This window comes from Synechococcus sp. L2F, from assembly GCF_024345695.1.
Classification (GTDB): Bacteria; Cyanobacteriota; Cyanobacteriia; order PCC-6307; family Cyanobiaceae; genus MW101C3.
This window is the reverse complement of record NZ_JAGQBP010000001.1, coordinates 852,553-874,000: the sequence shown is the minus strand read 5'-3', so window position 1 is coordinate 874,000 and position 21,448 is coordinate 852,553. Positions and strand designations below refer to the sequence as shown.

The window sequence follows — 21,448 nt, the reverse complement described above, 5'->3', positions numbered from 1 at the left end:
CCCCGCCGCAACCAGGCCAAAGCGGGGAACCCTGAGCGCACACAGGTGATCAGGAGTGGCCCGCATGCCCTTCGTGGTGGTGAGCGTGGCCCTGGCGGCACTGGCGCTCGGCTTCTGGTCGCACGGCTGGCTGGGCGCGATCCCTCTGGCCGCGGTGGCCTGGTGGTGGCTGGCGCGGCAGGGCGCCGCGCTGCACACCCGGCTGCTGGTGCTGGCGCTGCTGCCCCTGCTGATGCTATGGGTGCAGCTGCGTCTGCCCCAGCCAGGCCCGGCCGATCCGGTGCGGCTGCTGGGGACTGAGCTGTCACGTCCGGCCGAACTGAGCGGACGCCTGCTGGCCGACCCCCGCGCCAGGGGAGAGGGGGGCGGCTGCAGCGTCATGCTGGCCAGCGCCGGCGGGAACACCGAGCTGCGTCTGCCCTCCTGCCTGCCCTTGCAGGAAGGCTGGCGGGTGAGCGTCCGTGGGGTGCTCAGCCGCCCCGCCCCACCGGCCCACCCCCTGCTGGGCAGTGGCGCTGAGCGCCTTGCCCGGCAGGGAGTGTGGAGCCGGCTCACGGTGGCGGCCAGCCCCGATGCGGTGCGGGTGCTCGCCCGTCCGTCCACCCCGGCCGCGGATCTGCGTCGGCGCATGGCCGCCGCGCTGTTGAAGCAGGACGGCCCGGAACGGGGTGGGGTGCAGGCCGCCCTGGTGCTGGGCAGCGCCGTGGTGCCCTTACCGGCCGCGGTGCGGGAGTCGTTCCGCGTGGCGGGGCTTTCGCATGCGCTGGCAGCCTCCGGCTTTCACCTCACGGTGCTGCTGGGCGCGGTGATGGCCGTGGGCCGGCGGCTGCCGCGCCTGCCCCGTTGCCTGCTGGCGGCCGGCGCCATGCTGCTGTTCCTGCTGCTGGCCGGCCCCCAGCCCTCGGTGGTGCGGGCGGTGCTGATGGGGGCCGTGGCCTTTGCCGTGCTGGAGAGCGGCCAGCGCAGCCGCCCACTGGGTGTTCTGCTGGCCTCGGTGCTGCTGATGCTGCTGGCCCAGCCCGGCTGGTTGCTCGATATCGGCTTCCAGCTGTCGGTGGCCGCCTGCGCCGGCCTGATGCTCACGGCCCGGGATCTGGAGCAGGCGCTGGCTCATCGCCTGCCGGGCTGGGTCGCTGCAGGGGTGGCAGTACCGCTGGCCGCCTCGCTCTGGACCCTGCCGCTGCAGCTGCTGCATTTCGGCACGGTGCCGCTCTGGGCCGTGCCCGCCAACCTGGCGGTGGCGCCGCTGCTCACCCCGCTCACGCTCGGGTCGATGGCGGCGGCCGTGGTGGCCGTCACGGTGCCGCCGCTGCTGCCGCTGTTCGCCTGGCCCCTCGGGCAGCTCACGGCCCTGCTGCTCTGGCTGGCCCAGGCCTTCGCCGCCCTGCCGATGGCGCAGTGGCAGGTGGGACGCTCCCAGCCGCTGCTGGTGGCCCTGTTCACGCTGGGGCTGCTGCCCTGGCTGGTGCCAGCACTGGGGCGGCGCCTGCGGGGTTGGGCCCGCCCGCTGGGCCTGGGCGCCATGGCGCTCACCATGGCCGTGCATCTGGCGGCGCTGGCGGGGGATCAGCTGCTGGTGGTGCACCAATGGGGCGGCGATCTGCTGATCGCGCGCCATCAGGGCCGGGCCGCCCTGCTCAGCAGCCGCGCCGATGGGATGAGCTGCGCCAGCGCCGCCCGGCTGGCGGTGGGCCTGGGGGTGCAGCGCTTCGACTGGATCCAGCTGCTGGATCCGGTGGCCACAGCGGATCGGGATTGCTGGCGGGGGCTGAGTGCCCTGGTGCTGGATGCCGGGGATGGCAGCACCTCGCTGCAACCCGGGCAGCGGCTGGAGAGCCGCGGGTTGCGTCTGGCGCCGCTCACCGCCAGCAGCGCCGCCCATGTGCTCACGGTGGGCCGCCACCCCTGGTTGCTGCTGCCCGACCGCCAATCGGTGTGGGCCTGGCAGCAGCAGCTGGCGGAGGGCCATCCAGCGCTGCCGCCTCATCTGGCCGGCCTCTGGCTTGGGTTTGCGCCACAGCACGCTGAACGACAGGCCCTGGAGGTGGTGGGGACAGCCAGGCGCTGGGTGAGCGGTGCCTGGCCGTCCCCACCGGCGGGCTGGAGGGCCAGCGGTTCCAGTGGTTTCCTCGCTGGGGCTGCCGGCTGACCGCTTCGTAAGCTGGGTCGATGCAGATCGCGGCTCCCACCGGAGTGGCAGCTCTGCATTCCCTGGATCCCTGCCTCTTCCGGCGCCTTCGTTGGCATGGGGAGGGCCATCGGTTCCCTGGAACCACCTGGAGAGGTGGCTGAGTGGTCGAAAGCGAACGACTCGAAATCGTTTGAAGGGAAACCTTCCGTGGGTTCGAATCCCACCCTCTCCGTTCTATCCCTCGGCTGAGGGTTGCCATTCCTCCCCGGCGGCATCAAGCGGGGTCAATGCGTAGCGCGCGGGGCTAATGATTCTCACTTGTGCATGGCACGATGGCGTTGTCTCGCCTCATGGTCGAATCCTGATCTTCCCTGCTGCTGCATGGTGATGAGGCACCCAGAACGTGCACCTCTGCCTGAACGTCCTCGTACCTGAAAGCCTGCAGGCTTGCGTGCCGCATTTAGCTTTTTCTCATTCAGGAGAACCACGGCTTCTGGCTTGCCTTGGGACGGTTCTCGGGCACAATTGAATCCATCACCCAGCGGAGCGCTTGTTCCTCTCTGTGCCTCGAAGCCTGAGCAGAGCGCACACCGTTCTGGGCAATGTCCTGGGCAGCATCAGCAAGGGCTGGTCGGGATTGTCCGTTGAGGATTCGCGCACGATCACTACCGATGCCTTCGGGCTTGTTGCCACCGGCGCCTGTGTGTTGGTGGTGTCCACCATCCTTTTCATCGATGGCCAGGCACAGCAGGCGCAACGCAGTTGGCATGCGGAAAGCAATCTGTTGCAGTTGCGCGTGCAATGGCACAAGCTCATGGCCAAGGAATGGGGCCGAAACGATCAGATCAACGCCGCTGTTGCTGGTGGTCCGGCGGATGCCCTGAAGGAAAGGCTGGCCGGTTCAGAGATTCTCCAAGGCGGCCAGAACATGCTGATCGCCGATGCGGATGGCCGGATCCTGTTCGATTCGTTGTCAGGCCCCAGGGGAGAGGCCATGGGTCCGGCGGCCCGTCAGGAGTTGCAGCGGTGCGTTGCCCAGAAGCTCAGCAGGGTGATCGCGCTCCGTCGCTTTGAGCCTGCCACCGCCTATGGCTGGATCTGTCTGGATGCTCACGTGTTTGCGATCGGAGCAGTTGCGGGTGTGCTCGATCAAGGCGCGCAGAACTCGCCAAAGGACTGGTTCTTCCACTTCGGACAGGTGATGGTCAACGATGACGACCCGAACCTTCGCGGCGCCTTCGGCAAGATCCGCGACAACCTTTCCGTCGCGGTCGACGCGGTGCCACTGCTGGGCTCTGGGGTTGAGGGGCTGCGTATCTCCTCTGCCCCAGTGTTTCCGATCAGCGATCTTGAGCCGTCCTCCGCGCCGTGGCGCCTCCAACAGACCGTCCCCTGGAGGCAGTTGCTGGTGGGCTATGGGCTGGATGTGCTCGTCCCCTGGTTCACCCTCTGCCTCGGGCTCGGTGTGGTGGGTCTGTTGCGTCTGAGATCCCTGCGCCGCAGCTCCCACGGCACGCGGCGGGGGCTGCTCACAGCCCCGCGTGCCTTCCGTGTCGCGCGGCCGAAGGGCCTGCCGCACGCCCTGCAGCCCAGCTCGGATCTTGCCGATGCCCTGCCCCTGCTGCCCGCGCTGGTGAAAGCCCACCCCCTGCCCCTGCTGGTGGTGCTCTCCCCTCTGATTCGCGCCTTCGACGGCTCTGTGCCCAGCGGTCTGGAGGCACTGAACCGCACCCTGGTGCTGCTGGAAGAAGGGTTCAGCGTCGCATTCCGGCAGCGCTGCTGTGCAGGAGCCAGGAGCTCGCCCTGGTGGCGGTGGTGCCGCTGCCGGAAGCGCTGGACCGCCACCTGGCAGCCACCCGGGAGGAGCTGGTGGCGCAGGTGCAGGCCATCATCGATCGGGCGACCGACAACGTCCACGCGGTCATCCGGGCGGATGTGAATTCCAACCTGACGTGGCTGAAGCCTGATCGCATCGCAGAACAGATTCTGGATCTCATTTCCATGAATCGACAGATGAAGCATCACTTTCCGCCAGCTTTCCTGGATGCGGATGCTGCTGAGCAGCCCGCTTTGCTGCGATACCAGAGCAGCCAGGATTTTAAAGTTGTGCAGTTGGCAGAGAGTTTCATTGACCACCATTACAGGTTGGAGAATGTGATTCTTTTTGATGGCAATCAGCAGCGCATTGCCTATCGCGAAATGCTTTTCTCGCCCTCCAGGAATCAGCACCCCGATGTGCCGCTCCAGGATTTGATTCGTTCGCTGGAGCGAACGTCGGCCATTCATCTGATCGATCGCTCCATGTTGCGCAAGGCCCTCTCCTTCAGCGCTGAAGCTGTCAAGGATGTGCCCCTGACGGGAGAGTGCCAGTTGCCCGTTGAATCTCGGCAGCGTGGTGAGGTGGGGCTGGTGCGTATGTCAGGGCCGGAGGCCCAGCCTTTGCCGCTGATCGCTACCAACCTTTCTGCGCTCACTATCCAATCGGAGCTGCACCGCAACGGAATCCTCGACATCCTTGAGGCCGCCCCTGCCCCAGTCCGTCAGACCATCGTGATGGAAATCACGGAAACGGCGTTGTTGGGTGAGGAGTCTGTGTGGCTGGATTTCTTCTGCCGCCTCCGCCGCTTGGGGGTGCGGGTGGCGATCGACGACTTCGGTTGTGGCTATGCCGCCCTCTCCTATCTGTTCCGCTACCCGGCCGACTTCATCAAGGTGGACCTGCACTATGCCCGGCTCACCTGCGACCGGCGCGTGAATGCCATGGTGGAGTTTCTGCTGAGTTTTGAGGTGGGCTATCCCACCCGCGTGATCATGGAAGGAATCGAAACGCAGAGCCAGCTCAGCCACTGGCGGCAGAAAGGTGTCACCCATTTTCAGGGCTACCTGTTCGCCTCACCACCTCAGAGTTGACATGCGCTGGTTTGTGAAGCTGGAAGAGGGCACGGTGGATCGCCGCCATTTCGACCAGCACCTTCAGGCGCATCTCGCCTGGGTGCGGGAACTGAAGGTCCGTGGCCACTGCCCCAGCACCGGCTATTGGCAGGAGTGCAAAGGCCAACCTGGGGCAGGAGGCATGTTGCTGTTCCAGGCGGGTAGCTGGGAGGAAGCGGAAGCCATCGTGCGAAGCGATCCACTCATTCAGGCCGGCAGCGTGAGCTGGATCCTGCACGAGTGGCATGTGGTGGCTGGAGCTCTGGGGACCGCCGGGGATCCCGGATTCAGCTGACCGCTGCCGGAACCAGGCCAGGCTCTGTAGCCATAGGGGCTCAGAATCGGGCCAAGGCGGAGATCTTCACGAGCTTTTCTTTCTCGATGCCTTCAAGTTCACCCACATGGAGAAGCCCATCTTTCACGAGGGTGGCAAACATGAAGATAAGGGAGGAATCTCTGAGGTCAAACTTGCCATCCATCTCGTGACGTTTAGCACTGAGAAAATCATGCAAGCTCCACACGTCGTTGGGACTGGCTGCCTGCTCCACGCGATTCTGGAGAGTGGCGATCAACGCAGCCACTTCGCGTTGATAGGCCAACTCCACTGCTTTCTGGGCTGCTTCTTTTTCTTCGGGCGTCCAGCCGGAGTGGCTCACTTCCACCTTTCTTCAGAATTGACTTTGTGTTATTGAGACCCTAACACATCAAAAATCCGACTGAGAGGCACGCGGCGGAGGCTACTTTGCTCGTAGGTGCTAGGTAAAATTACTCACCCTGTAGCCGTGGGTGACCGTTGTGCGACCAGTGTCTGCGATGCAGGCGAGGCAGCTCGTACCAGGCAGCCTCTGGATGTTGATGATGCTCCCAGTGAAAGCCGAAGTGATAACAACTCACCAGGGAGATCAATGCAGGCAGCGGCAGGCTTTCCACCCTGTGAGTGACACCATCACCCGCCTGGACGTGGCGGTGAGGAAGATAGGTGCCGAACACAAACAACTGCACAGAACTGAGCACCAATGGCACGACCCAGAACACAACGATGTTGAGTTGAATTGCTGGAGCTGCTGATGGCATCACTGCTGCAGTACAGATCCAGGCAGCCGCCAGGCTGACAATCTGGGGCATTGAAAGGTATCCCCGCATGAAGTGCAGGTACCAACTGACAGGATGGGAACGGATACCGTCGTGGAAGTCGGGATCGCCTGGGCTCCCGGGAGCCTGGTGATGCTGGCGGTGCTTCCTGAGGCAGTCGCCGTAGGGAAGGCAGGCGTAGAGCGTCAGCGCCAAACGGCCCAGGCGGTGGTTCAAGCGTGGGCGCGCCGGTATCAGGCTGCCGTGCATGGCGTCGTGGGCGACGATGAACAGCCCGGTCTGCAGAAAGGTGCGCACCAGAATCTCGGTGCCCACCCCAGCCGCCGCGATCCAGGTGTGCGGCAGGCGCCAGTGGGCCAGCTCCTGGGCTGGAGTGTGGCGGTCCGTGGCCAGCAGGGCAGTGAGATCTACCTGCAGCAGCAGCAAGAGGCTGGCCAGCCAGGCGACCACGATCAGTGCCGCCAAGGCGAGCCCCACCCACGACCGCTGCTCGGCGCCCATGGACGGCGGGACCGAAACCGAGGCATCGGTTCCCATGACGATCGGCCGAAACAAGCGCACTTGAGGATCCTCGCTGGTTGTTGTGAGGCCAGCGCGCCGTTGCGATGAGGCTTGATGGTGTGATGTGACAAGCCGTTGGCCTGTCCGTTGGTGCGGCTGCCGCTTTGGAGCAGCAGCTGCTCTCAGGTGCTTCCGGATGGAAGCTGCAGCGCGTTCAACACGGCACGTGCGTTTGTACCACCACCCCTCTGCTTGGAGACAGTTCCATGGCGGCGGTGATGGCCACCTTGGAAAGGCACCGGCCTGAAAGCTTCAGCCCCCGTGGTGTAGCCAGGGGCATTTCAGAGAGCGCAGGCTTGTCAGCGTTGACCGAGGCTGTTCTGGCCTGATCAAGGAGCGGTGCACCGATGAACAGCCTCCGGGCAGGGCCCAGGAGGCTGTTCGGTGGTATCAGGCGGAGTGCTCCGCGACGGGCTCAGCGGATGAAATTGAGCAGCTCTTTAGGGGAGGCCAGCAGATCGATCGCCACGAAGAAGATTTTCCCCTGAGGATCGATCAGGAAGCGCCAGGCCACGTTCATCCCCACGCCGGCGCCGAACCAGGGGGTCTGCACCCGACCCGTCACCTTGATCTGGGTGTAACCATCGGCAGCGGGCTCAGTGACGCCTTGCTCAGGCAGCAGCTTGAGGTTCTGGCAATCTTCCTTGAAGAAGCGCAGCACAGCTGCCTTGCCCACGATGGGCCTTTGGAAGGGGGGCTGAAGAGCACCGTCGGGAAGGAACAGCTCAATCAACGCATCGAAATCGTTGGCATTGAGCAGGTTCATGTAGGAGAGCACGGTGGTGTTGCTCACTCCCTTGATGCTCACTTCGCTGCGCTGGGCGGGCTCGGTGGGGGGCACCACCGGCTCGGCGATCCGCTCGGCATCTTCGATCTTGTTCGGGTCGAAGCCCATATCGACCACGGCGTTGCGCAGCACGGTGATCTGCTGACCGCCTTCCAGACCCTTGATGGCATTGAGGATGGCGGCGGCGTTCGCCGACAGCTGATACCCCTGGGGAATCGGGGCCACGGTGCCCTGCTCCATCCATTCGCCGAGGCGATACCAGAAGCCAAGCTTGATGTTCGGCGACCAGATCGAATAGGTGCGGGAGATCGGAGTATCCACGCGGTTGGCCAGATCGCACATCACCTGCGACTGATCCTGGAAGCTGAGTTGACGGATCTGGTTGAGGGTGGGCTCGGCGAACTGCATCCGAGCGGCGCCGGGAGCCGCAATGGTGATTGTTTTTCCCATTTCCAGATAGGCGTACCAGATCAGAGCGAGCTGATCTTCAGCGCTCAGCTGGTTGAATCGCGCAATCGTGGCTGGCACGACATCCGCTGAAAGCGTTGTTGGAAAAATGCCGCGAGCGTCTTCAAGCGTGATGGCCATGGGAATCCTTCGCTGCAGGGATTGTGACTATCGTAACAGTCTTCCTCGCTCTCCCTTTTTCCTCCCAAACAGCTGCGGCGCAAGGGGTGTGAGCCGACGCCGCGCCTGAGGCCTGCTCCGTGCTGGCGACGCCTGTGGCCCCGCGCGCGACACGCCGCTTCGCACCCCCAGGCTCCACCGCTGGGCAGATCTGCGCTCGCGTTTGTGGGCTGGGTTCGTCCAGAGTTGGAACAATCCGTGGTTCGGCGATGCTTCCCAACCCCTTCTGCCCGCTCAGGGGTGCTGCCGTGCTGAGCCTCAAGGCCACGGTGCTGCTGTTGCTCACCCTGTTGATCAAGGCGCGCATCCAGATCCGTTTCTTTTCTGCCCTCGGCGTGCTGTTGCTGCTTCTGCAGACGCTCGCCTTTCTGGCCGCTGGCGGGCTGCTCAGCCTGGCGGGGCTGGGCGTGATGGCCACGGGCCGGCGGCGCTGAGCTGGGCACGACCGGCGGGGACCGGCGCCAGGCCAGGAGCTTTTGGAAACGGAGAGGGTGGGATTCGAACCCACGGAGGCTTTCGCCTCGCTGGTTTTCAAGACCAGAGCCATCAACCACTCGACCACCTCTCCAGGTGCCCCGCGGGGGTGGTCACATTTTCTCATGCCCGCCCTGCCGGCCGGATGAGTCCACCACCTGCCTTGCACCACTCAACGGCCTGGCCAGGGCAGTGGCCGCAGCTGGGCGGGCAGATAGAGCGGATGCATGGGGCAGCCCTGGCGGCTGAGCCGGAGGCAGTGCAACGCCGGCAGCAGGCTGCGGACAGCCTGATCACGACTGGCGAAGCGGCCCTTCACGCCCCAGGCCGCCACCACCAGAGCGGCGCCTTCGGCTTGCTGCTGCAGCCAGCGGTCGTTGGCGGGACCCACCGGATCGGTGGCCGTCAGCATGCTGCGGGGATCGGTGGCGCGAAAGGCGAACAGGTTGCCAAGCCTTAGCCCCCCATAGCCCCAGCTGCGCGCGAAGGCCATACAGCGCCGCACCGTGGGGTCGTCGCTGTGACCATCGGCGCTGCTGGGGTTGAGGCCCACGATCAGCACCACCGGCGCGGCCGACCAGCGGCGCCCGAGCGCATACCGGTAGCTCCGGCACGGACTGAACACGGCCCAGCGCTGCATCACCGCCGGCCGCCCTTCAGAGGCTGGCCTTGCGGCCGATCACCGCAAAAAAGGGATCTCCCTTGCCGCCCAGCCAGCCCAGTGGCCCCTGGGCGGGGGTGTCTTCGGCGATCACCGCTTCCACCGTCCAGCCCTGGGCGGCCAGCACCCGGGCCACGATCTCCAGGTGGTCCCGGTCGCTGCCGTCGGTCCACACCTGGGGGGCCTTCTGGAAGAACATCCGGTTCGAGAAGGCCACGATCACCTGCCCGGCCGGACGCATCACCCGCAGCAACTCGGCGGCAATCGCTTCCGGCTGCTGCAGATATTGCCAACCGGCCACGATCAGCACCGCATCCACGCTGGCCTCGGCCAGGGGCAGCACCTGGTCGCGGTTGAGGTTCTGCACCCAGTGACGATCCAGCCGGGGATTCGCTTCCAGCTCCCGGGCATTGAGGCCATGGCCGATCACCTCGTCGTAGGTGAGGCCTTCGGGCAGGTGGCTCACCCAGCTGCTCATCAGATCCAGCACCACCGCGCAGGGGGGAATGCGCTCGCGGTAAAGCGCCGTGAGCCTGCTGCGGAAGCTGGCATCCAGATGCTGAACGAAACGGGGTTCCGCATAGAACAGGGCGTCGTCGGAGCCATCGAGCTTCGCCCGCTGGGCTGCGCTCAACACCTGCTGAACCATGGCGATGTCCGCCTGCTGTGAATGGCTGGCGCAGCCTGGCAGCGGCGCCTTCCTGCCGCGAGCGGCCACGCCATCCTGGCGGCGGTGTGTTGCTCACAATCCGGTGACTTCCAGTTCTCAAGCGGGCCCGATCGAGAGTTCGCTGGTGCTGGCGGCTGACGATCCCAAGCAGCTCGCCGGCTTCTATGAGCTGTTGCTCGACAGCACACCCCAGCCGGGGCTGAGCGCGCGGCACTGGCGCCTGCCGCTGCCCTCCGGCGGCCGGCTGGAGATCTACGCCCCGTCGTCACGGCGGCCCAGGCCGCGGCAGCACGGCCGGCTGGGGATCTGCGCGACACGGGCGGCCGGAGCACAGCCAGCCCTGCAGGTGCTGCACGACTGGCGGCTGCAGCTGCTGGCCCGGGGGGCCGCTGAACTGGAGCCGGCGCGGCTGGAGCCGTTCGGAGCGGAAGCCTGGATGGCCGATCCAGAGGGCAACCCGTTTCTGCTGCTGGTGCAAGGAGGCACATGCTGAGCTCGATCTTCAGCCTCTGAAGCAACAGAGAATCCGCACGTCCGTTCCTGCAACGTGCCCTGATTGGCCACGGCGCTGTTGTACCAAATGCGCTTCCCAAGCGCGTGCGCCATCACTCAGCAGCGCCATCCCCGCTTGAGCAGCGCCTTCCCTTGGTTGTTGCAATCTGCAGCGCTTTCGCTGCAGGCGTGTGTTGCCGCTCGGTGCGTGGGCCGTTTGCTGAGCGATGGCTACGGTTGCCATGGATCTTCCTGGCTGTAGGCCCCATGATTGAAACCATCGATGATCTGCCGGAAGGCACACTTGGTTTTCAGTTCAGAGGAAAGATCACGGCCGATGATTACAATCTTGTGCTCACTCCGGCGTTGGATCGAGCACTGGAGGAGCACGACCGCATCAAGGCGCTGGCCTGCCTCGGAGACGATTTTCAAGGCTTCAGCCTGGGGGCCGCCTGGGAAGACACCAAAGAGGGATTGCGGCACTGGGACGGCTTTGAGCGGCTGGCTGTGGTCACCGATGTGGCCTGGATGCGGCACGGCCTGCCGGCCATTGCCGTGGCCCTGCCCTACCCCGTGCGGGTGTTCGGCAATGCCGAGCCTGAGGAGGCGCGCCGCTGGCTGAGCGAGGCCCTCGGCCTCATTCAGGTGTCCCGTGACGCCGATGTGGTGACGGTGCGGTTGATCGGCTCGCTGGATGCCGGTGCCTACGCCCACGCTGAGGAGGAGATCGCGGCGGCTTTCGCCGGCCTCGACGGCGTGCGGCTGCTGCTCGAGTTGAGCGCCTTTGACGGCTGGGCTGGGCTGGCGGCGCTGAGCCGCCACCTGGGGCTGATCCGCGACCATCACCGGGCGATCCGGCGTGTGGCCCTGGTGGGCAACAAGGTGTGGCAGAAGCTGGCCGAAAAGGCCACCTCCCGCTTCATCACCGCCGAAACCCGCTTCTTCGCTTCCACGGATGCCGCCTTGGCGGAGGTGTGGATCCGGCAGTGACCGGCGCAAGCGTGAACAGATGTACAGAGCGATGGACGGTTTCGGTCCACCGTTCCATGATTCATTTGTTGGGATTCGGAGGCACCATTTGGCAGATACTCCCCCTGAACATCGATCAGGAGTGCGCTGACGTTTCGGACCCTGCTCCAACAGTCTCGCAGGACATTGTGGCTTTATGGTTGCTCTTTGCAGCCACCCAATGCATCGTTTCAGGTGCCCATGGGTATGGATGAAGCCATTCCGTTGATCACCATGGCCCCAGGTGCCAGCGGCAGCAACTTCGTCCCACAACTTCATCTTTTGCGAATCGATTGATTCGCCCTTGGTTCATCTGATTCACCCGTGTTGAGATCACGCCTGTCCTTGACCCTGGCCTGATCGTCACACCCCAGAGGAGCGAAGCCCGGTGGCAAGGTCACCGGGCTTTCTCATGGCTGTGCACCACCCCAGGCCAGTGCCACTTCAGGCTTCCTCGCCGTTGCCCCTGCATCCGTCCGCTGTGTGCTGCCGCCTCAGGGACCGCAGCACCGGCTCCAGCCGCAGGCGGTTGTAGCGCTGCAGCCACAGGCAGGGCAGGTTGAACAGGGTGGCGAAGCCGAGGCTGATCCACGCACCCAGCGGCGGCAACCACAGGGCCGTGAGCAGCCAGAAGGGCCAGAGCGCCAGGTGCACCAGCTCGGCGCGCCGGGTTTCCGCCACCAGCCGTTGCAGGGTGGCGGCATCCCGCCGTACCAGGGTGTTTTTGCGCACGCCACCCGGCAAGGCGTCGCCGGCATCGGGCAGCAGGGATTTCCAGCGCCGGATTCCCAGCCGGCGCTCGTAGCCCTGGGTCGTTTCCGGCCAGGGTCGCCGCGCGGTCAGCCAGGTGTCACGCTCAAGGGCCGCCAGCGGCAGCCGCTGAGCGAGCCAGCCGATCAGCAGCGACCACAGCAACCAGCCCAACGCACAGGCGAGGGCCGCTAGCGCGTTGGAAAACGCCTGCCTTTCCATTCGATCGTGCCGCGCTCAAGATTCAGGATGGCCAGGAGGAACACCGCCAGGAAGAACAGCACCGGCAGCGGAAAGATCAGGCAGATCCAGCCGAAATCCCCCACCCGCCGGGTGATCACCAGCAGCTGCAGGGCGAACGCCAGGTAGAGCACCAGGTTGGGTGCCAGGGAGGCATCCCCCACCATCGGCCAGCCCAGCAAGGCCGCCGGCAGGCACCAGGCCGCCCAGAACAGACCAGACAGCCACAGCAACACCGCCAGCATCCACAGCCAGCGCACCTCACCGGCGGCGGTGGCGAAGTTCTTGGCGAAACCCACCACCATGTCGTGGAGGCCGCCGGGGTACATGCGGTATTCGATCAGCCCATCGCCGATGTAGGCGCTCACCGGCAGGCCGGCCTTTTCGTAGAGATGGCCCATGAACCAGTCTTCGACCACCTTGCCTGCCACCGCCTCATGGCCGCCGACCCGGTCGTAGTCGGCGCGGCTGGTGGCCATCGCCGGACCGAACGCCACCCCGCACCCCGGCCCCATCGGCACCGCCATCAACCCCACCAGGTTGAACAGCATCGACAGCTGTTCGTAGGGCTTTTCGGTGCGGTGGAACGGTTGCACCGACACCAGCCCGCCCAGAGCCTGACGGGTGGCCAGGAGCCGCTCCAGGAACTCGGGCCGCGGCTCGGTGTCGGCGTCGAGGAACACCAGGATCTCGCCCGTGCTGGCGCGCACGCCATGGTGCAGGGCCCAGGTCTTGCCGCACCAGCCCTCGGCCAGCGGCGGCGGTTGCATCACCTTCACACCGGCGGACCGGGCGATGGCTGCCGTGCGATCGCTGGAGTGATCGTCGACCACAATCACCTCCAACCCCTTGAGGCTCTGAGCCTGCAGGGCTGGTAGCAGGTTGGGCAGGGTTCGCTCCTCGTCGCGGGCGGGGATCAGCACGGAAATCGTCTGCTCGCCCTGCAGCCGGCGCTCGGGAAGCCGCGTGAGCCGCTGGCAGAGGGCCCAGCCCAGCAACCAGCGCACCACAAGAGAAATCGCCACCAGGTCCAACGGTCGGCTCCGGCGGTATCTCTCCAGGCTAGGTAGGCCGCCTCATGGTGAGAACAGGGCGGCAGGGTTGACCTGCTTACCAGGCGAGTTCTGGCAGCTCCCGGAACACTTTGCGCACGCCCGCACTCCACTCGCCGCTCAGCTGCTTGAAGTAGCTATCTCCTTCCGCGAAGCGGCGGCGCTGCTGGATCGCCAGGCTGTCCCGCTCGTAGAGCAGCAGGTCGATCGGCATCCCTACCGACAGATTGCTCCGCATGGTGGAGTCGAACGACACCAGCACGCATTTGGCCGCTTCCGCCAGGGTGGTGTCGCGGTCGATCACCCGGTCGATGATCGGTTTGCCGTACTTCGCCTCGCCGGTCTGCAGGAACGGGGTGCCTTCGCTGGCCTCGATGAAGTTGCCTTCGGCGTACATGCGGAACAGGCGTGGGGCTTCCCCCTTGATCTGCCCGCCCACCAGGAAGGAGGCATTGAAGCCGCCGGCCGCCCCCTTGAGGTAAGGGCCATCGCGCTCTTCGATCGCCCGCACCGCATCGGAAACGAGGCCCATGACATCGAACATGGTGCGGGCCGTCCACACGTTGGGCGTGCCGTCGTCGGCGTCAGCGCGCTGACGCAGCAGGCTGATCACCGCCTGGGTGCCGGCCAGGCTGCCGGAGCTGAGCAGCACCAGCACCCGATCGCCGCGCCGCTCGAACACCGTCATCTTGCAGAAGCTGGCGAAATCATCCAGGCCTGCATTGGTGCGTGAATCGGAGGCGAACACCATGCCGCTCTCCAACAGCACCGCCACGCAGTAAGTCATGCCGCCCATACCTCGAACGACTCCAGCACCGACGGCCCGAAGCTGGTGGTGAGGGCCACATCCGCCGCATCCCTGCCCCGGGCGATCAGGATCCGCCCGATCCGCGGGGTGTTGTTGCGTGGGTCAAACACGTGCCAGCCCTGGCCGAGATAGGCCTCGAACCAGGCCGAGAAATCCATGGCGGTATGGGGCGGTGGCACCTCGATGTCACTCAGGTAACCGGTGCAGTATCGCGCCGGGATGTTCATGGAGCGGCAGAGGGCAATGGCCAGATGGGCGAAATCACGGCAGACCCCCACGCGGCTTTCGAAGGTCTGCAGGGCCGATTTTGTCGGGCTCGAGCGGTTGTAATCGAAGCGCACGTGCTGATGCACGAAATCGCAGATCGCCTGCACCCGCCCCCAGCCTTCGGGCGCCTGGCCGAACTGGGACCAGGCGAAGTCCGTGAGTAGGTCGCTCTCGCAGAAGCGGCTGGCCAGCAGGAACAGCAAGGCGTGATCCGGCAGTAGTTCCACCGGCTGCTGCTCCAGCCAGGGCAGCACCGGATCCGGCAGGCCACTGTCAGCCACCAGGCCACGGCCCCGCAGGCGCATCGGCCCGGCGGGGGTCAGCAGCCGGTTGCAGTGGTTCCCGTAGGTGTCCACGTACGACTGGCAGGGCACCTGCGGCGATAACTGCAGCGGGTCCGCTTCCAGCAGATCGCCGGCGCGGGAGTCATGCACCCCCAGGATCACGATCATCGGCGTGGGCCGCTGGCAGCGCAGCAACAGATCAAACCCCACGCGAATCTGCAGCGGCTGAGTCGGTGGCGTCGGTTCCGCTGGGATTGGTTCCGCTGGCGGCGGGGTGGGGCGTTCAGGTATTTCCATGTCCCAGCTTAAGAACGTCTGCTCTCAGGGAAGCGGCGGGAATCCCTCTGTCAGCGCATCCAGCAGCACGGCGGCGAGCCGCTCCACCCACTCGCGCTGCCCGGCGTCGCTGGCCAGCAGGTCCTGGCGGATTTCCAGTTCCACATGCGGAATCCGGCGCTGCTCGCCATGCACGACCACTGTGTAATCGCTGGCGTCGCAGACCGCGTAGGGCTCGTTGTTGCCCACGCACAGCCCCTGCTCCCGCTCCAGCCGCTCGCGCACCCGTCCGGCCAGGCGGCCATCGCGGCCGTGCAGCACGCCCACATGCCAGGGACGCACGTCGCCGGCATGCACTGGCGTGAAGCTGTGCAGCGCCACCAGCACGCTGGGCCGGGCCCGTTGCTGGCGGGCCTCCAGCTCGGCGCCGATGCGCCGGTGGTAGGGCTGGAAGAGCTCCTCCAGCCGCTGCTGCCGCTCGTCTGCGGAGAGGTCGGCGTTGGCGGGGATGGGGGTGTGCTCGCTGAGGCACACGATCGAATCGGGCGCCTCCGGAGGGCGGTTGGCGTCGATCACCAGCCGTGAGTAGTTGTGCAGGATCAGAAAGGCGTCGAGCCGCGCCGACAGCCCCAGCCCCAGCTGGGCCACCCCCAGATCCCAGGCCACGTGCGTGTCAAGCACCGTGTCGCTGAGGTTGAGGCGGTTCAGGCGGCGCGGAATGGCACGGCCGGCGTGGTCGGCCGTGAGCAGCACCGCCGAGCGGCCGGTGGGGCGCACGACGCGGAACACCGGCGGATCCGCCGCCTCCAGCAGAGGATTCAGTGGCAAGGCCTGGCCGTCAATGGGGTGCCCCAGACGGGCCTGTCCGCCCCGTGGCCGTCGCCTGGGAATAGATCAGCACGCTGTAGGGCGCCAGTGCCACGGCGGCTGACCAGGGAAGCCCGTCTCTGCTCTGCGCCACTGCTTCAACGTCACCGCAGAGGTGATCATCGAACAGATCGCTGTAGCCCTGCCAGTTGCTGTTGAAGCGCAGCTCCCAGGTGCCTGCTCCAGGGAAGCCCACGGTGTAGTTGTCCTGGAAGCCGTTGAGGAGGTTGGCGATCACCACCACATCATCTCCCGCACCACCTTGATCCCAGCGGTGAAACGCGATCACGTTGCGCTCCTCATTCAGGTGAAACACCTGGGTGAACTGCCCACACAGCCCACGTGACACACCCTCACGGTTGAGACGAAGGCGGATCAGATCCCGGTACATCCGCACAATCCCCCGGAACTCATCCCGTTGGTCCCAGTCGATGGGCACCGAATCACGAAACCAGCCCCCCTCCAGAAACTCCTGCCCCTGAAAGAGCATGGGAATGCCCGGCGAGGTCAGCACCAGGGCTGCTGCCATGGTGGAGCGCTTCTGGGCAAACCAACCCGTGGGATCGTCGGGGTTGACATCCTGCGGTACACGTGACTGGCCATTGGCCACATCATCGTGGGATTCGCTGTAGATCACGCGCTCAAAGGCGTCGTCGTTGTAGCGGTAAAGGATGGCCTCTCGAATGCTGTGCAAGGAACGGCTTTCATCCTGCGTTGTGATCATCGCCTGGCGAATCGCTCGCACGAACTGCGGATCCCACTGCGAACCGAAGCCAGCGCCTCCAGCGCCTACATCCTTGGTGATCCAGGCGTTGCTTTCCAGATCTTCGCCGATGGTCAGGAAGCCGGGTTGAAGCTGAGCGGTGGTTTCATTGATGGCCTGCAACAGGCTCCAACCGTCCGGAAGATCTTCGGTGCCCGCATCATCGATGCTTCGGATGAACAGCGTGCTGTCGAGGCGCAGGCCATCGAGGTGGTACTCCGTGATCCACATGCGCACGTTGTCGAGGATGTATTGACGCACTTCCCCGCGGCCGTAATCGGGACGGGTTGCCCCCCAGGGCGTGAGCGCGCGGTGGTCGTTGTAGAAGTAGATGCCTCCTTGATCGTTTTCGCACCAGCCATCAAATCGCCAGAGATCCAGGTCGCTGGGGCCGAAATGGTTGTAAACAACATCAGGGATCACTGCGATGCCAGCCGCATGGGATTCCTTGATGAACTGCTTGAAGCCCAGGGATCCGCCGTAATCCGAATCCACTGCAAAGATGTTGGATGGGTTGTAGCCCCAGGAGCGCATCCCTGCGAACTGGCTCACTGGCATGATCTGAATGGCATTGATGCCAAGTCGCTTCAGGTGCTCCAGCCGAGCTGTGATCGACATGAATTTGCCTGGGCCGCTCGATTCGTCATTGAAGGTGCCAACATGCAGCTCGTAGATGACGAGCTCGTTCCAGCCGCGCATGGAGAAGCTGTCTTCTCCCCAGTGGAAGCTGGGATCATGAATCACCCCATTCCCTGCGGAGTTGGTCACCTCATGGGCATAGGGATCGATGCGGTAAACTGTGTCTTTGCCGGTATCAATGGCGTATTTGTATTGATCAGCAATCCCTGCATTCGCCACCTTGGCGTACCAATAGCCTCCCTCCTCCGCTTGCATTGGAGTCACGCGGCTGTCCCAATCGTTGAAGGTGCCGATCACGGCCACCCCCCTGGCATTGGGCGCCCATACGCGGAACGCCACGCCATCCGCGCAAAGAATGGTTCCCATGCCTGTGACGGCTTGCTGCTGCCCCATGGCTGGCTCCCGATGTTTCCACTCTTTCACAAGGAAGAGGCTTCAGATCGCTTGCTTGAGCGTTCGAATTGGAACGACAGAATGACTGGTAAGTCAGCTTTTCAGGCGCTGCAATCACGTGCAGTCCGATGCGATGTGCAGCGGATTTACCTCGCTTCAACATGTGGAAAGTGGCATGGCTCTGTCAGCAGCAGTCAGCACAAGGAAGGATCAGGAGCAACCATCCGCGGGTCTCACCCGGATCCTGCATCGGCAGGAAATCCAGAGCAAGCCTCCGCAGGGAGAACGGAGCAAGGATCAGCAGACATCGCCCGTAGCAGGACCCGTCAGCATCGTCCGCAAAAATGATCCACCGGCATCATTGCCTTCACGCATCAGAAGCCGTATCCCTGTACGCCTCTGAGCATTCACACCGGGAAAGGCTCTGCAGATCCCCATCAGATGCCCCCTTCAGCAAGCCTCCGCCCGTGATGGGCGCCTGGGCGCCGCTTAGCTTTCCTACGACCGCAGGGGCCACCGGTGAACGCGAATCGTTCCTCACCCTGCGGCGCTCCGAGCGACCACGACCGCCACCCCAACCCCAACCAATCTCACGGCCGTTCCCACGGCCACCAGCACGGCCACCAGCACGGCGGCAGCCCTGCCGGCGCCTTCAAGTGGAGCGTGCTGCTCAACACCGTGCTGACCAGCCTGCAATTGGTGATCGGCCTGAGCTTCGGCTCCCTGGCCCTGGTCGGTGACGCCCTGCACAACCTCGGAGATGTGGTGGGTCTGGCGCTCGGCTGGGGGGCGGAGCGGCTGAGCCAGCGGCCGGCGAGCGGACGCTTCACCTTCGGCTATGGCCGCACCACCCATATGGCCTCGCTGGCGAACGGGCTGTTGATCCTGGTGGCCGGTGGCGTGGTGGTGGTGGAAGCCATCGAGCGGCTGTCTGCGCCCGTGGCGCTGCATCCTGCGCCAGTGGCCTGGGCGGCGGCGGCCGGTGTGGTCATCAACCTGCTGTCGGCGCGCCTGTTCGGCCAGCACCATCACCACGACCTCAACCAGCGCGCAGCTGTGCTGCATCTGCTCACCGATGCGGCCGTGTCCGTTGCCGTGCTGGTCAGCACCCTGCTGGTCGGTCTCACCCAGTGGGCCTGGCTGGATCCCCTGACCGCCATCGGGGTCGGCATTGTGGTGATGATCAGCGCCCTTTCTCTGTTGCGTGAGGCGATTGCCGTGAGCCTCGATGCCGCGCCGCGGGGCACCGACCTGGCGGCGATCCGCGCGGCGCTGCTGGAGTTGCCGGATGTGGTCGATGTGCGCGATCTGCACGTCTGGGGGGTCAGCACCTCCCGGCTGGCACTCACAGCCCATCTGGTGCGCCACGACCATGCATCCACCGACGATGGCCGTGCTCTGTTGACAGAAGCCCGCCAGCGGTTACAGGCGTTGGGAATCCGGCAGAGCACGCTGCAGCTGGAAGTCAGCCACGACGACTGCGCCGCTTCCCCTTGAGCGCCGTTCGTGCAGCCGGTGCTGGCTTGACGACGTCGGACTGTTGCGCGGCCACTTGCCGCCACCGCTGCTTGCGGCAACGCTGAAGCAAATGCAGCGGGCGCCATGAGCTGGAGCGAACTGGAGCGATTGGTGGCCGAAGCGGAGCAGGATCCGGCGCTGCGATCACCGCTGCGTCACTGCCGCTCCCTGAAGGAATTCCTGCTAGTGGCGCGCAAGCTTGGCTACGCCGTCACCCGCCACGATCTGCGCCTTGCCCGCGAGGAGCATCGCCGGCAGCCTGCCGGCCCGGCAGCCCTCAAGGCCTGAGTAGTTCCAGTCCAGTCCAGAACAGTTCCAGCCCAGAACAGACCCACCGGCCTCGGCGTTGAGCGCGGTTTTGGCGGCGGATTCGCTCCCTCAGCGCGTGGGCACCCATGAGAACGTCCGGCAGGATCAAGCGTGGTGGGGAGAAGCCGCATGGAATGCATCCCGGCAGCAGCGCCCGAGCGGCTGCTGTTTCTCCCCGGAGCCTCCGGCAACATCTGCTTCTGGCATCCCGTCGCTGAACGGTTGAGCGCGGCTGGCCTGCCGCACCGCCACCTGGGCTGGCCAGGCTTCGGTGGCACGCCCCGCGACCCCGCCATCAACGGCTGGTCGGATCTGCTGCAACAGGTGCTGGCCCAGCTGGATGGTCCCTGCGCGCTGATCGCCCAATCCATGGGCGGAGTGCTGGCCGTTCAGGCCGCCTTGCAGCGGCCTCGCCAAGTGACCCATCTGGTGCTCGCTGCCACCTCCGGCGGCCTGCCGATGGCCCGCCATGGCGCACTCGATTGGCGTCCGGGCCTCCTCGCCAGCCACCCCGACCTGCCAGCCTGGTTCAGCGAGGCTGCGGTGGACCTCACTGGCCAGCTGTCCCAGCTGCGCCTGCCCGTGCTGCTGCTCTGGGGCGATGCCGATCCGATCAGTCCCGTGGGTGTGGGCGAGGCGCTGGCGCAGGCGATCCCCCGCAGCCGCTTGCACGTGATCCCCGGGGGAGATCACGATCTGGCGATGACCCACGCCGCCGTGGTGGCTCCGTTGATCACCGCCCATCTGCAGCTCCAGCCATGAGCAAATCCACCATCACCTACTGGAATCCCTTGTTGCCGGCGGAGCAGCACCGCTGGCGCTGGATCGAAGGACTGGAAGGCCAGGTGCAGGAGCTGATCCTCAGCCACGACCCCAGCAGCGGCGAGATCACCCGCCTCACCCGCTTTCTGCCGGGAGCCGACACCACCCCCTTCGGCGCCAAGGCCCACACGTTTCCCGAGGAGATCTTCATCGTGAGTGGCCGCCTTCACGACGCCGCCTTCGGGATCTGGCTGGAGGCGGGCCATTACGCCAGCCGTCCTCCGGGGGAACTGCACGGCCCCTTCCGCAGTGACGAGGGGTGCGTGGTGCTGGATGTGTCCTTTCCGCAGCGCAATGAGGAAGCGCACCATCTTCCTTGTTCAGGGTCTGCGGATTCGCCGCGTCTATCGGCTTCGGACCGGAACCTTCCCACAGCCGCACCGTGATCCATTCGATCGGATGCTGGTGGCCCAGGCAGAGACTGAGCGGCTGATGCTGCTCATGGCCAATCCCGCCCTGGCGGACGTTCCCTACCCATCCCGACCTGACGGCCTTCCCTTCCCTCCGGCGACGCCGCACCGCAGGATCACCCCCTTACACATCTGCGCTACGAGCACTCCTTCGCGGCTGCCGAGACTTATCCCCTCGTCCCTGACAAGAACACTCTGGCGTTCGCGACGCGACACCAACGACTGAACGTCAAGAACAAAGCCAAAAGCCAGAGCCAATGGAGGTGGAGGTGGGGAAGCCCGATTGATCGACGCCGCCGAACGTCATCCTGCCAATCGTGGTGACACCAATCCTGGCGGCGGAAATCGTGATCCTGACTGATCGTCCCACTGGCGCCCTGGATGACGCCCATCGTGACGCTGGCTGATCGTCACCCTGACGAATCGCTGCTCAGATCAATGGTGAGCCTGAACATTCGTCAGAGATAAAGAGATGCCGCCAAAACTGCGGCGAGTGGAATGAGAAGAGAAAGCCGGTGATCGGACTTGAACCGACGACCTACTGATTACGAATCAGTTGCTCTACCACTGAGCTACACCGGCAATCCATGGAAACTAGCATCGAGCCCTACCCCAG

At 65.1% G+C, this 21,448-nt stretch carries 23 protein-coding genes and 3 tRNA genes; 12 read left to right on the top strand and 14 right to left on the bottom strand.

The genetic code is table 11. The features are described from left to right. The first annotated feature begins 64 nt into the window (after positions 1 to 64). Positions 65 to 2,149 (top strand): ComEC/Rec2 family competence protein, encoded by a 2,085-nt coding sequence (locus KBZ19_RS04355; RefSeq protein ID WP_255100056.1) that lies wholly within the window; start codon positions 65 to 67, stop codon positions 2,147 to 2,149. A gap of 129 nt (positions 2,150 to 2,278) precedes the next feature. Next, a tRNA-Ser gene (locus KBZ19_RS04350) sits at positions 2,279 to 2,363 on the top strand. A 243-nt stretch (positions 2,364 to 2,606) separates the two neighbouring features. On the opposite strand, the gene KBZ19_RS04345 is transcribed toward KBZ19_RS04350, so the two are convergent. Next, positions 2,607 to 2,933 (bottom strand): hypothetical protein, encoded by a 327-nt coding sequence (locus KBZ19_RS04345; protein WP_255099891.1) that lies wholly within the window; start codon positions 2,931 to 2,933, stop codon positions 2,607 to 2,609. Between the two features lie 126 nt (positions 2,934 to 3,059). Between KBZ19_RS04345 and KBZ19_RS04340 the strand changes: the two genes are divergently transcribed. From KBZ19_RS04340 to KBZ19_RS04330, 3 genes are all read left to right on the top strand, one after another. Next, positions 3,060 to 4,070 carry a hypothetical protein gene (locus tag KBZ19_RS04340; protein ID WP_255099889.1) on the top strand — a complete coding sequence of 337 codons (1,011 nt, stop codon included), beginning with the start codon at positions 3,060 to 3,062 and terminating at the stop codon, positions 4,068 to 4,070. 62 nt (positions 4,071 to 4,132) lie between these two features. After that, a complete protein-coding gene (locus KBZ19_RS04335; RefSeq protein ID WP_315856322.1) occupies positions 4,133 to 5,041 on the top strand; it encodes an EAL domain-containing protein in 909 nt (302 codons plus the stop codon). A gap of 1 nt (position 5,042) precedes the next feature. After that, complete coding sequence (locus KBZ19_RS04330; protein ID WP_094510189.1) at positions 5,043 to 5,357, top strand: YciI family protein; 315 nt, start codon at positions 5,043 to 5,045, stop codon at positions 5,355 to 5,357. A 40-nt stretch (positions 5,358 to 5,397) separates the two neighbouring features. On the opposite strand, the gene KBZ19_RS04325 is transcribed toward KBZ19_RS04330, so the two are convergent. The 3 genes from KBZ19_RS04325 to KBZ19_RS04315 all read right to left on the bottom strand — a co-directional run bounded on the left by KBZ19_RS04325 (position 5,398) and on the right by KBZ19_RS04315 (position 8,090). After that, entirely contained in the window at positions 5,398 to 5,718 is a 321-nt protein-coding gene (locus KBZ19_RS04325; protein WP_255099888.1) for a hypothetical protein, read from the bottom strand. Positions 5,719 to 5,827: 109 nt separating this feature from the next. Next, positions 5,828 to 6,580, bottom strand: a complete 753-nt coding sequence (locus tag KBZ19_RS04320; RefSeq protein ID WP_255099885.1) for a fatty acid desaturase — start codon at positions 6,578 to 6,580, stop codon at positions 5,828 to 5,830. A 550-nt stretch (positions 6,581 to 7,130) separates the two neighbouring features. Beyond that, complete coding sequence (locus KBZ19_RS04315; RefSeq protein ID WP_094510192.1) at positions 7,131 to 8,090, bottom strand: orange carotenoid-binding protein; 960 nt, start codon at positions 8,088 to 8,090, stop codon at positions 7,131 to 7,133. 248 nt (positions 8,091 to 8,338) lie between these two features. On the opposite strand from KBZ19_RS04315, the gene KBZ19_RS04310 reads away from it, so the two are divergent. Next, positions 8,339 to 8,563: a hypothetical protein gene (locus tag KBZ19_RS04310; protein WP_094510193.1), complete on the top strand. Its 225-nt coding sequence runs from the start codon at positions 8,339 to 8,341 to the stop codon at positions 8,561 to 8,563. 49 nt (positions 8,564 to 8,612) lie between these two features. Here KBZ19_RS04310 and KBZ19_RS04305 read toward each other — a convergent pair. The 3 genes from KBZ19_RS04305 to KBZ19_RS04295 all read right to left on the bottom strand — a co-directional run bounded on the left by KBZ19_RS04305 (position 8,613) and on the right by KBZ19_RS04295 (position 9,913). Next, positions 8,613 to 8,697: transfer RNA gene (locus KBZ19_RS04305), tRNA-Ser, on the bottom strand. A gap of 78 nt (positions 8,698 to 8,775) precedes the next feature. Further along, a complete protein-coding gene (locus KBZ19_RS04300; RefSeq protein WP_255099884.1) occupies positions 8,776 to 9,243 on the bottom strand; it encodes a DUF1643 domain-containing protein in 468 nt (155 codons plus the stop codon). Positions 9,244 to 9,259: 16 nt separating this feature from the next. Further along, a complete protein-coding gene (locus tag KBZ19_RS04295) occupies positions 9,260 to 9,913 on the bottom strand; it encodes a class I SAM-dependent methyltransferase (protein ID WP_255100054.1) in 654 nt (217 codons plus the stop codon). A 103-nt stretch (positions 9,914 to 10,016) separates the two neighbouring features. Here KBZ19_RS04295 and KBZ19_RS04290 point away from each other — a divergent pair, with 103 nt between their 5' ends. Next, positions 10,017 to 10,427: a VOC family protein gene (locus KBZ19_RS04290; RefSeq protein WP_255099883.1), complete on the top strand. Its 411-nt coding sequence runs from the start codon at positions 10,017 to 10,019 to the stop codon at positions 10,425 to 10,427. 266 nt (positions 10,428 to 10,693) lie between these two features. After that, complete coding sequence (locus KBZ19_RS04285; protein WP_255099882.1) at positions 10,694 to 11,416, top strand: STAS/SEC14 domain-containing protein; 723 nt, start codon at positions 10,694 to 10,696, stop codon at positions 11,414 to 11,416. Positions 11,417 to 11,878: 462 nt separating this feature from the next. Here KBZ19_RS04285 and KBZ19_RS04280 read toward each other — a convergent pair whose 3' ends face one another. The 6 genes from KBZ19_RS04280 to KBZ19_RS04255 form a co-directional block, all read right to left on the bottom strand. Further along, positions 11,879 to 12,358, bottom strand: coding sequence for a hypothetical protein (locus KBZ19_RS04280; protein WP_255099881.1), 480 nt, complete (start codon positions 12,356 to 12,358; stop codon positions 11,879 to 11,881). A 17-nt stretch (positions 12,359 to 12,375) separates the two neighbouring features. Continuing rightward, positions 12,376 to 13,449 carry a glycosyltransferase family 2 protein gene (locus KBZ19_RS04275; RefSeq protein ID WP_233132685.1) on the bottom strand — a complete coding sequence of 358 codons (1,074 nt, stop codon included), beginning with the start codon at positions 13,447 to 13,449 and terminating at the stop codon, positions 12,376 to 12,378. 85 nt (positions 13,450 to 13,534) lie between these two features. Beyond that, positions 13,535 to 14,263, bottom strand: coding sequence for a peptidase (locus KBZ19_RS04270; RefSeq protein WP_094510422.1), 729 nt, complete (start codon positions 14,261 to 14,263; stop codon positions 13,535 to 13,537). Next, positions 14,260 to 15,045 carry a transglutaminase family protein gene (locus KBZ19_RS04265; protein WP_255099880.1) on the bottom strand — a complete coding sequence of 262 codons (786 nt, stop codon included), beginning with the start codon at positions 15,043 to 15,045 and terminating at the stop codon, positions 14,260 to 14,262. The genes KBZ19_RS04270 and KBZ19_RS04265 overlap by 4 nt, the downstream gene beginning before the upstream one ends. A gap of 111 nt (positions 15,046 to 15,156) precedes the next feature. Continuing rightward, positions 15,157 to 15,939, bottom strand: coding sequence for an N-formylglutamate amidohydrolase (locus KBZ19_RS04260; RefSeq protein ID WP_198948190.1), 783 nt, complete (start codon positions 15,937 to 15,939; stop codon positions 15,157 to 15,159). 10 nt (positions 15,940 to 15,949) lie between these two features. Then, on the bottom strand, positions 15,950 to 17,746 hold the full coding sequence (locus KBZ19_RS04255; protein ID WP_255099879.1) for an alpha-amylase family glycosyl hydrolase: 1,797 nt from the start codon (positions 17,744 to 17,746) through the stop codon (positions 15,950 to 15,952). 546 nt (positions 17,747 to 18,292) lie between these two features. Between KBZ19_RS04255 and KBZ19_RS04250 the strand changes: the two genes are divergently transcribed. The 4 genes from KBZ19_RS04250 to KBZ19_RS04235 all read left to right on the top strand — a co-directional run bounded on the left by KBZ19_RS04250 (position 18,293) and on the right by KBZ19_RS04235 (position 20,808). After that, entirely contained in the window at positions 18,293 to 19,270 is a 978-nt protein-coding gene (locus KBZ19_RS04250; RefSeq protein ID WP_255099878.1) for a cation diffusion facilitator family transporter, read from the top strand. Between the two features lie 105 nt (positions 19,271 to 19,375). Next, positions 19,376 to 19,579 carry a Nif11-like leader peptide family natural product precursor gene (locus KBZ19_RS04245; protein ID WP_094510199.1) on the top strand — a complete coding sequence of 68 codons (204 nt, stop codon included), beginning with the start codon at positions 19,376 to 19,378 and terminating at the stop codon, positions 19,577 to 19,579. A 150-nt stretch (positions 19,580 to 19,729) separates the two neighbouring features. Further along, entirely contained in the window at positions 19,730 to 20,362 is a 633-nt protein-coding gene (locus tag KBZ19_RS04240; protein WP_255099876.1) for an alpha/beta fold hydrolase, read from the top strand. After that, positions 20,359 to 20,808 carry a cupin domain-containing protein gene (locus tag KBZ19_RS04235; RefSeq protein ID WP_255099875.1) on the top strand — a complete coding sequence of 150 codons (450 nt, stop codon included), beginning with the start codon at positions 20,359 to 20,361 and terminating at the stop codon, positions 20,806 to 20,808. Before KBZ19_RS04240 ends, KBZ19_RS04235 begins: the two co-directional genes overlap by 4 nt. 534 nt (positions 20,809 to 21,342) lie before the next feature. Here the strand turns inward: KBZ19_RS04235 and KBZ19_RS04230 are convergent. After that, positions 21,343 to 21,414: transfer RNA gene (locus KBZ19_RS04230), tRNA-Thr, on the bottom strand. Positions 21,415 to 21,448: the final 34 nt, after the last annotated feature.